Annotated in this window: 11 protein-coding genes; 8 read left to right on the top strand and 3 right to left on the bottom strand. The window is 51.4% G+C overall.

Going from position 1 to position 13285, the window contains the following annotated elements; all coding sequences use genetic code 11:
- Positions 1 to 70 precede the first annotated feature (70 nt).
- The 4 genes from AC27IB_RS08350 to AC27IB_RS08335 all read left to right on the top strand — a co-directional run bounded on the left by AC27IB_RS08350 (position 71) and on the right by AC27IB_RS08335 (position 5669).
- Entirely contained in the window at positions 71 to 2263 is a 2193-nt protein-coding gene (locus AC27IB_RS08350; RefSeq protein WP_296048971.1) for a bifunctional rhamnulose-1-phosphate aldolase/short-chain dehydrogenase, read from the top strand.
- Positions 2264 to 2275: 12 nt separating this feature from the next.
- Positions 2276 to 3571 (top strand): L-rhamnose catabolism isomerase, encoded by a 1296-nt coding sequence (gene rhaI / locus AC27IB_RS08345; RefSeq protein WP_487120218.1) that lies wholly within the window; start codon positions 2276 to 2278, stop codon positions 3569 to 3571.
- 202 nt (positions 3572 to 3773) lie between these two features.
- A complete protein-coding gene (locus AC27IB_RS08340) occupies positions 3774 to 4919 on the top strand; it encodes an alpha-hydroxy acid oxidase (RefSeq protein WP_296048974.1) in 1146 nt (381 codons plus the stop codon).
- 102 nt (positions 4920 to 5021) lie between these two features.
- A complete protein-coding gene (locus AC27IB_RS08335; protein WP_487120216.1) occupies positions 5022 to 5669 on the top strand; it encodes a hypothetical protein in 648 nt (215 codons plus the stop codon).
- On the opposite strand, the gene AC27IB_RS08330 is transcribed toward AC27IB_RS08335, so the two are convergent.
- Together AC27IB_RS08330 and AC27IB_RS08325 are read right to left on the bottom strand one after the other, a co-directional pair.
- A complete protein-coding gene (locus AC27IB_RS08330) occupies positions 5658 to 6857 on the bottom strand; it encodes a histidine kinase dimerization/phospho-acceptor domain-containing protein (RefSeq protein ID WP_487120214.1) in 1200 nt (399 codons plus the stop codon). The two genes, AC27IB_RS08335 and AC27IB_RS08330, sit on opposite strands and share 12 nt — an antisense overlap.
- The gene (locus AC27IB_RS08325; protein ID WP_296048979.1) at positions 6847 to 7545 is read right to left on the bottom strand and encodes a response regulator transcription factor; all 699 of its coding nucleotides are present in this window, start codon (positions 7543 to 7545) and stop codon (positions 6847 to 6849) included. Before AC27IB_RS08325 ends, AC27IB_RS08330 begins: the two co-directional genes overlap by 11 nt.
- Positions 7546 to 7715: 170 nt before the next feature.
- On the opposite strand from AC27IB_RS08325, the gene AC27IB_RS08320 reads away from it, so the two are divergent.
- From AC27IB_RS08320 to AC27IB_RS08305, 4 genes are all read left to right on the top strand, one after another.
- Complete coding sequence (locus AC27IB_RS08320; protein ID WP_487120211.1) at positions 7716 to 8270, top strand: recombinase family protein; 555 nt, start codon at positions 7716 to 7718, stop codon at positions 8268 to 8270.
- 174 nt (positions 8271 to 8444) lie between these two features.
- Complete coding sequence (locus AC27IB_RS08315) at positions 8445 to 9131, top strand: hypothetical protein (protein WP_487120209.1); 687 nt, start codon at positions 8445 to 8447, stop codon at positions 9129 to 9131.
- Positions 9132 to 9235: 104 nt separating this feature from the next.
- Positions 9236 to 9682: a cupin domain-containing protein gene (locus AC27IB_RS08310; RefSeq protein ID WP_296048983.1), complete on the top strand. Its 447-nt coding sequence runs from the start codon at positions 9236 to 9238 to the stop codon at positions 9680 to 9682.
- A 190-nt stretch (positions 9683 to 9872) separates the two neighbouring features.
- Entirely contained in the window at positions 9873 to 12578 is a 2706-nt protein-coding gene (locus AC27IB_RS08305; RefSeq protein WP_487120207.1) for a cation-translocating P-type ATPase, read from the top strand.
- On the opposite strand, the gene AC27IB_RS08300 is transcribed toward AC27IB_RS08305, so the two are convergent.
- Positions 12575 to 13222 (bottom strand): sulfotransferase family 2 domain-containing protein, encoded by a 648-nt coding sequence (locus AC27IB_RS08300; RefSeq protein WP_487120398.1) that lies wholly within the window; start codon positions 13220 to 13222, stop codon positions 12575 to 12577. The genes AC27IB_RS08305 and AC27IB_RS08300 overlap by 4 nt on opposite strands.
- Positions 13223 to 13285: the final 63 nt, after the last annotated feature.

The following is a 13285-nucleotide window of genomic DNA, read 5'->3' as shown; positions in this document are numbered from 1 at the left end:
TGATTTTTATATTGATGCTTAAATGCAATATAAAGCCAAATTCGATTTTTTGATTTCACAGGACACTGTTATGCCGTATCAGCCGGATGAATATCAGCACGTAAAGTATTTATGGGAAGATCACATCGCCGACGAGCTAAGTCCCGTCGATAATCTGGTCTACCGTTCAAATAAGCTGGGCGAGGATCAGCGCATCACAAATACCGGGGGAGGCAACACCTCGGCAAAGTTAATGGAAGCTGACCCACTCACCGGCGAGCAGGTTGAAGTGTTGTGGGTAAAAGGTTCCGGCGGCGATTTGCGTACTTCCACAAAAGAAAACTTCTCGTCACTGTATGAAGCTAAGCTGCAGGCGCTGGATGAGGTTTATCAGGCCTATCCGGATAAAGGCTATAAGTCTGCCGGTGAAGATCGCATGGTGGGCATGTTTAAGCACTGCAACTTTTGCCTGAATCCGCGTGCCTCATCGATTGATACGCCTCTGCATTCCATGATTAACGAAAAGCACGTTGATCACCTGCATCCCAATGCGGTGATTTCGGTGGCATCGTGTAAAGATCAAAAAGCCCTGACCGACACAATTTGGGGCGGCAAACTGGCTTATGTCCCGTGGATGCGTCCTGGCTGGGAAGCGGCCAGACTGTGTGAAGACACTTACGCTGAGAACCCGGATATTGTGGGTATTCTGCTCGGCCAGCACGGCCATACTAACTGGGCAGGCGAGAGTAAAAGCTGTTATGAAACCTCGTTATGGGTGATTGAAACGGCCGCCCGCTATATCGAACAACACGATAAAGGTGACATGACCTTTGGTGGTCAGAAATACGCGCCGCTCGATGAGAGCAGTCGTACACGCTTGTTAACGGAATTTCTGCCGGTTGCCCGGGGCATGATTTCCACCAAAGTTAAATTTATCGCTACGGTACAAACCGACGAAGCCACCTTACGTTTTGTCAACAGTGCGGATGCGCCAAGACTGGCCGCGCTGGGCACCTCCTGTCCGGATCATTTCCTGCGCACCAAAATTAAGCCGTTGTTGGTCGACTTCGACCCACAGCACGACGATTTCGACCAGTTAATCGACAAGTTTAAAGCGGGCCTGCAGCAGTATCGCGAAGACTACATTGCGTATTATGAAAGCTGCAAACACGACGATTCTCCGGCCATGCGCGACCCCAGCCCAACGGTCATTCTTATACCTGGTATTGGCATGATTGCCTGGGGGAAAAACAAAAGTGAATCGCGGGTAACGGCAGAGTTTTACAACTGTGCCATTGAGGTAATGCGTGGCGCTGAGGCCATCTCAGAATATACCGCGCTGCCAGTACAGGAAGCCTTTGATATTGAATACTGGGCACTTGAAGAAGCCAAGTTACAGCGTATGCCGGCTGAAAAGTCGCTGGCGCGAGACGTTGTAGTGGTCATTGGTGCCGGTGATGGTATTGGCAAAGCGACGGCCCATCGCGTGGCCAGGGAAGGCGCCCATGTCGTGTGCGCAGACTTAAATTATAGCAGTGCAGAAAGCACAGCCGCCGAGCTAACTGAGATTTATGGTCAGGGCATTGGCGTAGCAGGCTCTGGCATCTCCGCCTGTGGTCCGGCTATCGCACTGCAGGTTGATATTACTCAACGGGACACCGTTGAAGCCCTATTCTCAAAGGTGCTGCTTGCTTACGGTGGCATCGATAAAGTGATTGTTACCGCTGGGGTGTTTGTAGCCGAAGGGGCGGATATGGCCAAGAACGACCAAATCTTCGACCTGAGCTTTGGCGTGAATGTTAAAGGCGGTTATGTAGTGGCCTCTGAAGCGCAGAAGATCTGGCAACGCCAGGGCCTTAAAGGCGCTATGGTGCTTACCACCAGTGTTAACGGTGCAGTCTCGAAAAAAGGTTCTCTGGCCTACGATACCAGTAAAGCCGCCGCCAACCATCTGGTTCGCGAACTGGCCGTTACGCTGTCTCCGCTGATCAACGTTAATGCGCTGGCACCAGCAACGGTAGTGCAGGGCAGCAACATGTTCCCCCGCGACAGAGTCATTTCCTCGCTGACCAAATACAGCATTGCGTTTAGCAATGATGAGTCTACCGAAGCATTACGTAACAAACTCGCTGAGTTTTATGCCCAGCGGACTCTCACTAAGCAACCCATTACGCCGGACGATCAGGCCGAAGCAGCCTACCTGCTGATTTCGGGGCAGTTAAGTAAAACCACCGGGCAGGTGATCAGTGTAGACGGTGGTCTGCACGAAGCCTTCTTGCGCTAGGAGTTAACGACTATGTTAAGACGAATCGACGAAGCACTGATTAACAACGAAAATCAGCAATTACTCACCGAGCTTGAAACAGACTACGCCGCGCTGGGCGAAAAGCTGGCCCGGCAGAACATTGATATCGACACTATCACCCGTTCAGCGGCAGCGTTTCAGATTGCGGTGCCTTCCTGGGGCACTGGCACCGGCGGTACCCGTTTTGCACGTTTTCCTGGCACGGGCGAACCGCGTAACATCTATGAGAAGCTGGAAGATTGTGCCGTAATCAACGAACTTTCCGGTTGTACCGACAGCGTGTCACCGCATTTTCCGTGGGACAAAGTGGATGACTTTAGCGAGCTCAAACAAACTGCCGACGCGTATGGCATCAAGTGGGTGTCGGTTAACTCCAATACCTTTCAGGATCAGCCGGGTCAGGCGCATTCTTATAAATACGGCAGTTTAAGTAACACCAGCAAAGCCGCCCGTGAACTGGCTATTCAGCATAATCTTGACTGTATTGGTTACGGCCAGCAGCTTGGTGCGAAAAGCCTCACAGTGTGGGTAGGCGATGGCTCAAATCATCCCGGGCAGCAGCATTTTCAACGTGCCTTTGAACGCTATCTGGCCAGCATGGAGCAGATCTACAAAGGGCTACCGGACGACTGGGAAATGCACATCGAACATAAAATGTTTGAGCCGGCATTTTACTCCACCATTATCCAGGACTGGGGCTCAAACATTCTGGCCGCTATGCAACTGGGGCCTAAGTGTAAGTCGCTGGTCGATCTTGGCCATCATGCACCGAACACCAACATCGAGATGATTGTGTCGCGTCTTATTCAGTTTAAGAAGTTAGGTGGCTTTCATTTTAACGACAGCAAATACGGCGACGATGATCTCGACAGTGGCTCGCTACATCCGTATCAGCAGTTCCTTATTTTCAATGAGCTGGTGGATGCCGAGTACCGTCAGGAGCAGGAATTTAATCCGGCTTATATGCTCGACCAGTCACACAACGTTACCGATCCGGCCGAAAGCCTGATTAACTCCGCTATTGAAGTGCAACGTTCTTATATCAAAGCATTACTGGTTAATCGTGAGGCACTCTACGGCTATCAGGAAGAAAATGACGCGCTAATGGCGTCACTGGAACTAAAGAACGCCTTCAACCTTGATGTGTCGCCAATACTGGCGATGGCCCGTTACCGTAAAGGCGCCGCAATCAACCCGCTGGCAGTGTATCGCAGCAGTGGTTATCGCAGCAAAATGGCTGCGCTGCGCCCACGGGATCCCAATGCTACCGGCTCGGGTATTGTGTAACCGGTTTTCCAAGCCAGCTTGACTGTCATGTTAACCCAACGGCGCGGCAGTCAGGCTCTTTTTCTGCGGTTATTCAACGGTTTCACTGCGACATTAGGCGCATACTGCCGCACGCGTAAAATTTTCCGGTATCCTTTAAACTGTTCGTATCCGCAACAACCAAAGTCAGCACCTTCGCGTTATTTGAAAAGGGGATCCGTTAATGCGATTGAACCAATGTTTTAATTTTCACGATTTCAGAAAGCTCGCCAAAAAGCGACTGCCTGGCCCCATATTCAACTATATCGATGGCGGTGCCGACGACGAAACCACACTACGGCGCAACAGCGCGGCGTTCAGAGAATGTGATCTGATCCCCCGGGTGTTAACCGGTGTGAAGGACGTTGACCTGAGTGTGGAAGTGATGGGTCAGAAGCTCGATCTGCCGGTGTATTTATCACCCACCGCCTTGCAGCGCCTGTTCCATCATCAGGGAGAACGTGCCGTTGCCGCCGCTGCGGAAAAGTTCGGCACAATGTTTGGCGTGTCGTCACTGGGTACGGTCAGTATGGAAGAGATTGCCAGGCAGTATGATACCCCTCAGGTTTATCAGTTCTATTTTCATAAAGACAGAGGCTTAAACCGGGCCATGATGGAACGGGCCAAAGAATCCAATATTGAAGTTATGATGCTAACCGTGGACTCCATTACCGGTGGCAACCGTGAACGGGATCTCAGAACCGGTTTTTCCATTCCGTTTAAGCTCAACCTGGCCGGCTTATGGCAGTTTGCGACCAAGCCGGCCTGGGGCATTAACTACGTTACCCACGAGAAGTTCTCGTTGCCGCAGCTAGAGGCGCACATTGATATGGGCGGTGGCAGCAGCTCTATCGGCGATTACTTTACCAATATGCTCGATCCTTCCATGAACTGGAAAGACGTGGAAGAGATGGTTAAATTCTGGGATGGCCAGTTCTGCTTAAAAGGGATCATGAGCGCCGATGATGCGCGCCGTGCGGTGGATATTGGCTGTACGGGCATCGTTATTTCCAACCACGGTGGCCGCCAGTTGGACGGTTCACGCAGCTCATTTGATCATCTGGCCGAAATAGTCGATGCCGTTGGCGACAACATTGATGTGATTTTCGATAGTGGCGTGCAGCGCGGTACTCACGTACTCAAAGCACTGGCGCTGGGAGCAAAAGCCGTTGGCCTGGGTCGCTACTATCTTTATGCCCTGGCTGCAGCCGGTCAACCGGGTGTAGAACGGGCTATGCAGCTTATGGTGGCGGAAATTGAGCGGGATATGCGCCTGATGGGCTGCAGCACCATCAGTGAGCTTAATCGCAATCACGTTCGCTTTAGATAAACTGTTACAAATTAAGCACCTGAACAGGTCGCCGGCGAGTATTGGCAGGGCGGGTAAAATGGTAAGCTGATGCTTTCCATATTACTTTCGGACGGAGCCTGAATGAAAACTCGCTTGCAGCTTGGCGGTCTTGCCGCAGTAGTCTGTGCGCTGTGTTATATCATCGGTTTTACCATGATCCTGTTTATCATGCCGGACATTAATATTGATGGCGAACAGCGACTTCAGGCAATCCTCTCCCAACCCCGCCTGATCCAGAGCTGGTACTTTATTATTTTTGTGGTGTTTGGCATGGCGCTGCTGTTGCTCAATCGCAGCCTCTACCGCCCTGCTGGTGAAGAAACCGGTCAGTGGCAACTGATGGGCGCGCTTATTGGTTATGTCTGGGCCGCCTATGTGTTTGCCATCGGCTTTATTTCAGTACTCACTATTGAATACCTCACCCAGTTGTCACCCGCCCAAATCGATGAAACCTGGCCGGCAATCCTGGCTATTCAAACCGGCCTTGGCGACGGCGTGGAATGGATTGGCGGCATCTGGATGCTGGTGATTAATGGTAGTTTACATTTCCAGCGCAGTGTACCGCGGGTGCTGAGTGGGGCGGGCGCCTTAACGGGCGTGATTGGTATGTTAACCCTGTACCCGCCACTGGCCGCTGCGGGCGGTGTGTTTGGGTTGTTACAAATCGGCTGGTTTTGCTGGCTTGGAGGCTTACTGATAAAGCAGAAAGTACCTGTTTTACCAGCTTAGCAACACACGATAATGCGTGGCAGATTGCTCAATACTAACTTGCCAGTGCATCACCGACGCAATGCGCTGCACCAAATACTGGCCATGACCTAAGCCCTGATAATAGGGCCGCGCGGGCGCATCTGTGAGCGGGTTTTCAAACACCAGCCGGGTTTGTTGCAAATAGATCCGCATACCGCCACCACCGTGATAAAAGCCATTGTTAATCAGGTTCTGGCACAATAATGTGATTAGGTAGGTATTGCCCGGCAGAGTGAAGTTAGCCGGCAATTCAATGTCTGCATTAAAGTCCTGGTCGGGGTAAATCTGGTAAAGGGCCAGCAGTTGCTTTTCGAGAACAGGCAGTAATTTAACCTCGCTAAATTGCAGATTTTCTTTACGAGCCAGCGCCAGCAGGACTTCTACGGTTTGTTGCAGTGTATTGGTAGCCTGTTCAATCAGGTGCCGCTCAGATGGGTCGCTAATCAGGTTCTGATTAATCGCCAGGGTGTTTTTGAGCAGCGTAATGGGGGTGCGCAGTTCATGGCTGACATCGCGGGTAAAATCCCGCTCCCGTTGCCAGGCTTCCTGCAATTCAGAATAAGTATTCCTGAACGACTGGGCCAGTTCGCCTATTTCGTCCTGACGGTTTTCGCCGCTAATCTGGCAAGGCGTGTCGGGAGACTGCTGTTGAATAGAAGCGGAAAGGCGCTGTATGGGCTTGGCCAGCCGTGAGGCCAGAAACCAGGTGCTGAGAATGGCAAGGATCAGCGCCGCGGCCGACACGCTGAGCAGAAAAACACGGTAAATGGTGGCAAAGTCAGCCAGTGGCATGAGCTCACTGGCCTTTACCATTACGCCTCGGGCCGGGATATCCGGCTGTAAAAACGGTTGGTAATAAACGGCTTCCCGATTAGCAACGGTAAACACGTGGTCGCCGTAGGTGCTGGGTGTGAGCGGGCCTGGCAGGTCGCTTTCCGTTTCAATAATGCTGAACGCTGTTGAAGAGGGGGACAGGGCACTTAGCTGATTATGGTCGGCCCAGCGGCTTTCAAGCTGCGTGATCTCCATAGCCAGTAAATGAGAGGCAACAATATCCTGGGTGACTTCGATAAACAGCATACTCAGGCGGGTATAAAATAACCCGATAATCAGCACCAGCGTACCAAAGGCAATAAACAGCTGCGCCTGGATGCCCTTACACTTCATTATCATCCAGTCCCTTAAGCTGATAGCCCACATTGCTGATGGTGTGCAGTAATGCTTTACCACTGGCTTGCTCCAGGGCTTTGCGTAATGTGTACATGTGCGATTTAAGCGCATTGCTCTCGGGCGGATCGTCGGCCCAGATATGGCTTATCAGGTCTGAGCGGCTCACCGGGTAAGGGTAATCGCAGAGTAATTTATGCAGTATTTTAAAACCTATGCCGGTCACCGGGATGGCAGTGGCCTGCCAGTTAACGGTCATGGCCCGGGTATCCATGGTCAGGTTACCCTCAGCGACCTGGGTGTCGGTATGTAATTGTGGGCGCCGCGCTAAGGCTTCACAGCGCAGGGCCAGTTCGCGTAAATCGAAAGGCTTGGTGAGGTAATCGTCGGCGCCCTGGCCAAACCCTTTGGCTTTATCGGTAAACGCATCACGTGCGGTCAGCATAAGGATTGGTACCACTGTGGCGGCTTCTGACTTTACCCGTTTACACACTTCCAGGCCGTCTATGTCAGGCAGGTTTAAATCGAGGATAATGACATCAAACCGACCGCTCAACGCCTGTTGGACACCTTGTTTGCCGGTGGCTGCAAAATCGACCTGCCAGGTATGTCCTTCCAGAAAATCAACAATCTGTCGGGCAATAGCCAGGTTATCCTCGATTAATAAAACGGAAATTGATTTTGCCACAGTCCGGGTCCTTTGAGTCTGTTGCTCTAGTATGTGATGCAAAGCGTAGTGTGGCAACGGTCAAGGCAGGGTGAAAATCGACTAATTGTCAGGTCGGATGTTTTAACGCTTGTATTCAATGCTGATTTTACTATCATTTTGATCATAACCATTGGAATCAGAAACCGCGCGTGACCACCTATTTATACGTTGGCAGTAGTACCGAAAAGCAGGATATTGATGAGCAGGCTCAGGCGTTAATCAATAAATATCCCTATGATATTGTTGTGCGCGAACCGAATGTTGATCCTGGCGCAAAACCCAAGCTCAGCCGACTATTAAAGCGGCTAAAGCGTGGCGATCGGCTGATTATTCATGATGTGTCCAGGCTGGGCCGCAGCATTCGAGCCGTGGCAGCCACTTGTGCAGAGCTTGAACAGCAAGGTGTTATGCTGATAGTTGATAACCTGGAATCATCGGCTGGTCCGGCACTGAATATTTATGCGCTGATTGCCAGCGCGGCCCAAATGGATAAGGATCTGCTTACCGACAGGCAGGCAATAGGCATTGCCAGGGCCAGAGCTAAAGGCAAGTATAAAGGCCGTAAAGCCCTGCCCTCGACCATTATAAACAAAGCCAATAAGTTGATTGCCAAAGGCATGAAGAAAAAAGACGTTGCCCAACAGCTCAATATTGGTGAATCCACCCTTTACAAGTATCTTGCTGCCCAACGGCAGAAAACCTGAGCTCTTGTGCGCCCACAGAGACCCTTGTGGCGAGCTATTTTTAACCATTCATCTCGTTTTTAAATTTATTCACTATACTTAGCGTTTATTGGGTGCACCGCACCATTATTCCTGAACCTGAGTGGTGAGTAGTCTGGAATTCGTTAATCATCTCCTCTATCAGAAGGACCGGACATGTTGCTAAATACCACTTCACTAAAACAGACACTGCGACGGTATTTTATACTTTTTTTATTGGGCTGGAGCGGCATCACTCAGGCTGCTTACATCACCATCGATGAAGCAGGAATGGATGCTATTTATTCCCAGGCCAGCTTTTTGAATACACCGGTTGATATTAGGCTGAGCACGGCCATTGAGCACGTTGCCCCTGGCTTGCTTACACTGGACTCCGCAATTAAGTGGGATACCCTGACGTCGGCCCATTACGGCAGCGCAACGACAGTGAATTTCTGGTTTCTCGACGATATCACCTGGTGCGGGAACAACTTTATTTTTTATGTGGGCTGTGGCGAAACGCCGGGGAATGACTTTGTGGTTGAGTCTGCCTATGCCGATAGTCTGTTTAATGCCGAATTGCTTGCTCATGAGCTGGGTCACAACCTGGGCTTAGGCCATAACAGTGGCAATGAAAATCTGATGGATGCGTTTTTAAATGGCGGTACAGATTTAAGCAGCAGCGAAGTGGCCACCTTAATGGGCAGCCCTTTGATTCAGTTTGATAGTGCCGGGTTCTTCATTGAAGTCTTACCGGTGTTGGTGGTGGCAGTAGCCAATCAGGTGAATGCGCCGGCTGTCAGCTCGTTGTTACTGTTAGCGTTTTTCGTGATTGGTTATCGACGCTTCCGTGTTATGACTTAAGTCTGGTGCCCCGCTAGTCAGGTCATCGCACTCAGGTCTTTACCATTAGTCAGCGGCAAGCTCATTCAGCCTTATGCCGCAAGTGGGTGAAAAGAGGTAATGCTATGCACAGGGCAATTGTTCTGCAGGACACTGCACCACTTGAAACTATCGAGCTGCTCGGCGGCCTGATAAACGTTATGAGCGATCATCGCAACGGCGATGAACAATCGGTGACGGTACAGGAAAGTACCGGTTCAGGGTTTGGCCCGCCTCCCCACAGCCATCCCTGGTCTGAAACTTTTTATGTGATAAGCGGGGCCGTGGATTTCATGTTGAATGAAGATGGCTATCACTGCGGCGCCGGCGCCATGGTTTACATTCCGGAAAATCAGGTTCATGCCTTTCAATCGTGCGCGGAAGGGGTAAAGATGATTGAGTTCACCGCTGCCGGGAGTCAGGCGCTAGAGTTGTTCCGATCGCTGAGTACCTTTCTGAAACAGACTTCACCGGATGAACTGGATAAAGTCCGCACAATATTTTCTCAGCATGGTGCAACGCTGCATATCTGAACCGACTGAAACTAAGGTTGTTATTACAGGAGGTAAGTGCACGCCTTAGTCTCCTCTTTGATGCAAATCAGTGTCTTCTGCACGTAATCTTTGTACGGTATCTATACTATTAGATGGCATGCAGGCGTCGTGAACCTGAAATTTCGCCCCTGCTTCGTACTGCCTGAGACTTACGTATACGGGAGTAATCATGACCGATGTACAGCAATCCAAATGGCACGCCCTTTCCTCCGACGAGGCGATTACCCAGCTTGAAGCAAGTCCTGACGGCCTGAGCCAGGAACAGGTGAGCCAGCGACTATCGACCTGTGGCCCTAACAAGTTACCCGAAGCCCCTCAGGCCAGCGGGCTGACAAGATTCTTAAAGCAATTTGCTAACCTGTTGGTTATTGTGCTGATGGTAGCCGGTATCCTTACCGCCTTTTTGCAACACTGGATCGATACCGCGGTGATTTTTGCGGTGGTTATTGTTAACGCCATCATTGGGGTTATGCAGGAAGGTAAAGCAGAAAAAGCGATGGATTCTATTCGTCAGATGCTGGCCTTAAAAGCGGCGGTGATCCGCAATGGTAAGCGTCGGACGGTGGCGGGTGAGGAACTGGTGCCCGGTGACGTAGTACTGCTGGAAGCGGGTGATAAAGTACCTGCCGATATTCGCTTGCTCAGCAGCCACAGCCTGGCTATTCAGGAAAGTTTGCTCACCGGTGAGTCTCTGCCGGTAGAAAAGGGCACCAATGCTGTCGAAGAGGGCGCAGCGCTGGGTGACCGACAATGCATGGCGTTCAGCGGCACCAACGTTACAGCCGGGCAGGCTAAGGGGGTTGTGGTTGCTACAGGCGCTAACACTGAAATTGGCCGGATTGGTGGGTTGTTATCCGGCGTGCAGAAGCTTACCACGCCGCTGGTAGAACAAATGGACGTGCTGGCCAAGTGGATCACCGGCTTTATCCTGACTGTTGCCGTTATTTTACTACTGGTTGGCACCCTGGTACTCAATCAGCCTTTTACCGAACTATTTCTCGCTGTGGTGGGATTATCAGTGGCGGCAATTCCGGAAGGTCTGCCTGCGGTGCTGACCATTACCCTGGCGGTTGGCGTGCAGGCAATGGCTAAACGCAGCGCCATTGTGCGGGTGTTACCGGCCATTGAAACCCTGGGGTCTGTGTCTGTTATCTGTTCGGATAAAACCGGGACCTTTACCCGTAACGAAATGATGGTGGTCAGCGTTCAGACCGTCGCGAACGATTATGACGTGGATGGCGAGGGGTATGCCCCTATTGGCGACGTATTGTCTAACGATAAACCGGTACATACGGCCGAGCAGCCGCTGTTGCAGGCGGTGGCCAGGGCCTGCGCACTGTGTAACGACGCCGAAATTCACCATCGTGATGATAACTGGAGTTTCGAGGGCGATCCCATGGAAGCCGCGCTGGTGAGTTTCGCCAGTAAAGCGACGTTTGATGAAGGGGCTGACTTTAAAGCGCAGTGGCGCCGTACAGATGTACTGCCTTTCGATTCAACCACTCAGTATATGGCAACCCTCAATCACGACCACAACGGGCATGGCACCATACTGGTGAAAGGCGCGCCGGAGTTGGTGTTAAAATTATGCCGGGAGCAACAAACGGCCCAGGGTGAAGCGCAGCCTGTCGACCTGGCCGCGTGGCTGGACAAAGCTGAGGCGCTGGCCAGAAAAGGTCAGCGGGTGCTGGCGGTAGCCGCCCGCGACGTGCGAGCAGACCATACTGTGCTGAGTGCCGATGACCTGCAGGAATCGCTGTGTTTGCTGGGGCTGGTAGGACTTATTGATCCGCCCAGACAAGAAGCTATTAGCGCCGTGCAAACCTGCCTGAAAGCGAAAATTCAGGTCAAAATGATCACCGGTGACCATGCAGTAACCGCTCAGGCGATTGGCAAACAGCTGGGCTTAACGCATACCGATAAGGTGCTCACCGGTTCTCAACTCGATGCCCTCAGTGATGAGCAACTTAAAGAGGCGGTGCAGCATACTGACGTATTTGCCCGCACTACGCCTGAACACAAACTGCGCCTGGTAATGGCGCTGCAGTCATTAGGACTCACCGTATCAATGACCGGTGACGGGGTAAATGATGCGCCGTCGCTTAAACGTGCCGACGCTGGGGTGGCCATGGGTCTGAAAGGCAGTGAAGCGGCCAAGGAAGCGGCCGAAGTGGTGCTGGCCGATGATAATTTTGCCTCTATCGCGGCGGCGGTAGAGCAGGGCCGCACTGTGTATGCCAACATTAAAAAAGTGGTGAGCTGGACGCTGCCTACCAACGCCGGTGAAGCGCTGACCATTATTGTTGCGCTACTGGCGGGGTTGCCGTACCCCATTACGCCGGTGCAGATTTTGTGGGTCAATATGATCACGGCGGTCACGCTGGGCATGGCGTTAGCCTTTGAACCCACCGACGCGGCGACCATGAAAAAACCACCACGCCCGCGTGGACAGGCACTTATTCAGCCTGCTTTGGTGTGGCAGATTATGCTGGTGGGCACACTGTTCTTCATTGCGGTATTTGGTATCTACCAGTATGCAATTGCAGCCGGACACGATGTGGAATATGCCCGGACGCTGGCGATGAACATGTTGGTGGGACTGGAGATTTTTTACCTGTTTTTCGTACGCACCATGAACCTGCGTTCAATTTCCTTAGCCGGGGTGAAAGGCACAAAAGTGGTGTGGTCGGCAGTCGGTGTGGTGGTGGTTGCCCAGTTGGCTATCTCCTACATTCCGGTATTGCAAAGCGTGTTCGGTACGCATTCACCAACGTTAATCGACAACCTGGTGATTGTGCTCACTGGTTTCGCGTTGCTGATATTTCTGGAGATTGAAAAGGTGGTGAGGCTTACCCTTCACCAGCGTAACCGTTAAAAGCGGTAGCCCAGCATTTGAATGTCTTTTTGAAAATGCTGTGCCACTAATTCAGCTAAATCATCTGAGTAATAGCCATGGTAGCTCTCTCTGTCGGTGGCTTTGCGTTTATGAGGCAGGGTGGTGGCCGGCAGGTTTAGCTGCTCACAAAGGGTATTGAAATCGTCCTGCAGGTTTTCGTACTTGGCTATAAAATCCATACACAGGTTGCCATGCAAATCGGTAAGGTAATCTGATTGTAACTGTATGGACGTATCGATGTGATACTGATAGGGGCGATCAGGGTTAAGCTTGTATCGCATAAAACTGTCAAAGTCATCAAAGCCTGCCACCAGATGGGGGCGTTCACGTTTGATATGGTGATAGGAACTCACCTGTAAATCCCACGGATTACGTACAAAAGCGAATTTGTACAGCCCGGCGAAATATTCCGCCGGTAACATTTCTTTGGCGGCAATCACCTTACTGTGGCGTGGAAAGCGGCAACCCAGTTTGTGCCCGCAGAGCTGACTTAGTTTATTCACAATAAATTGCGGCATACCATAGCGGGCGTCCCAGCGATAGCGTGACAGTACGTCGCGCACACTGGTGCCGCCGGTTTTTGCAATATGGACAAAAAGAAACTGATGTTTGTGGGAAAGCAGTATAAATGTTATTTAAATGTTAATGAATTGTGCGAGGCTTTGTGCTTTAATACCAACATACGG

This window comes from Alteromonas sp. 4NH20-0104, from assembly GCF_057547795.1.
Note: the sequence above shows the minus strand (reverse complement) of the source record. Positions and strands in the feature narration are given on the sequence as shown.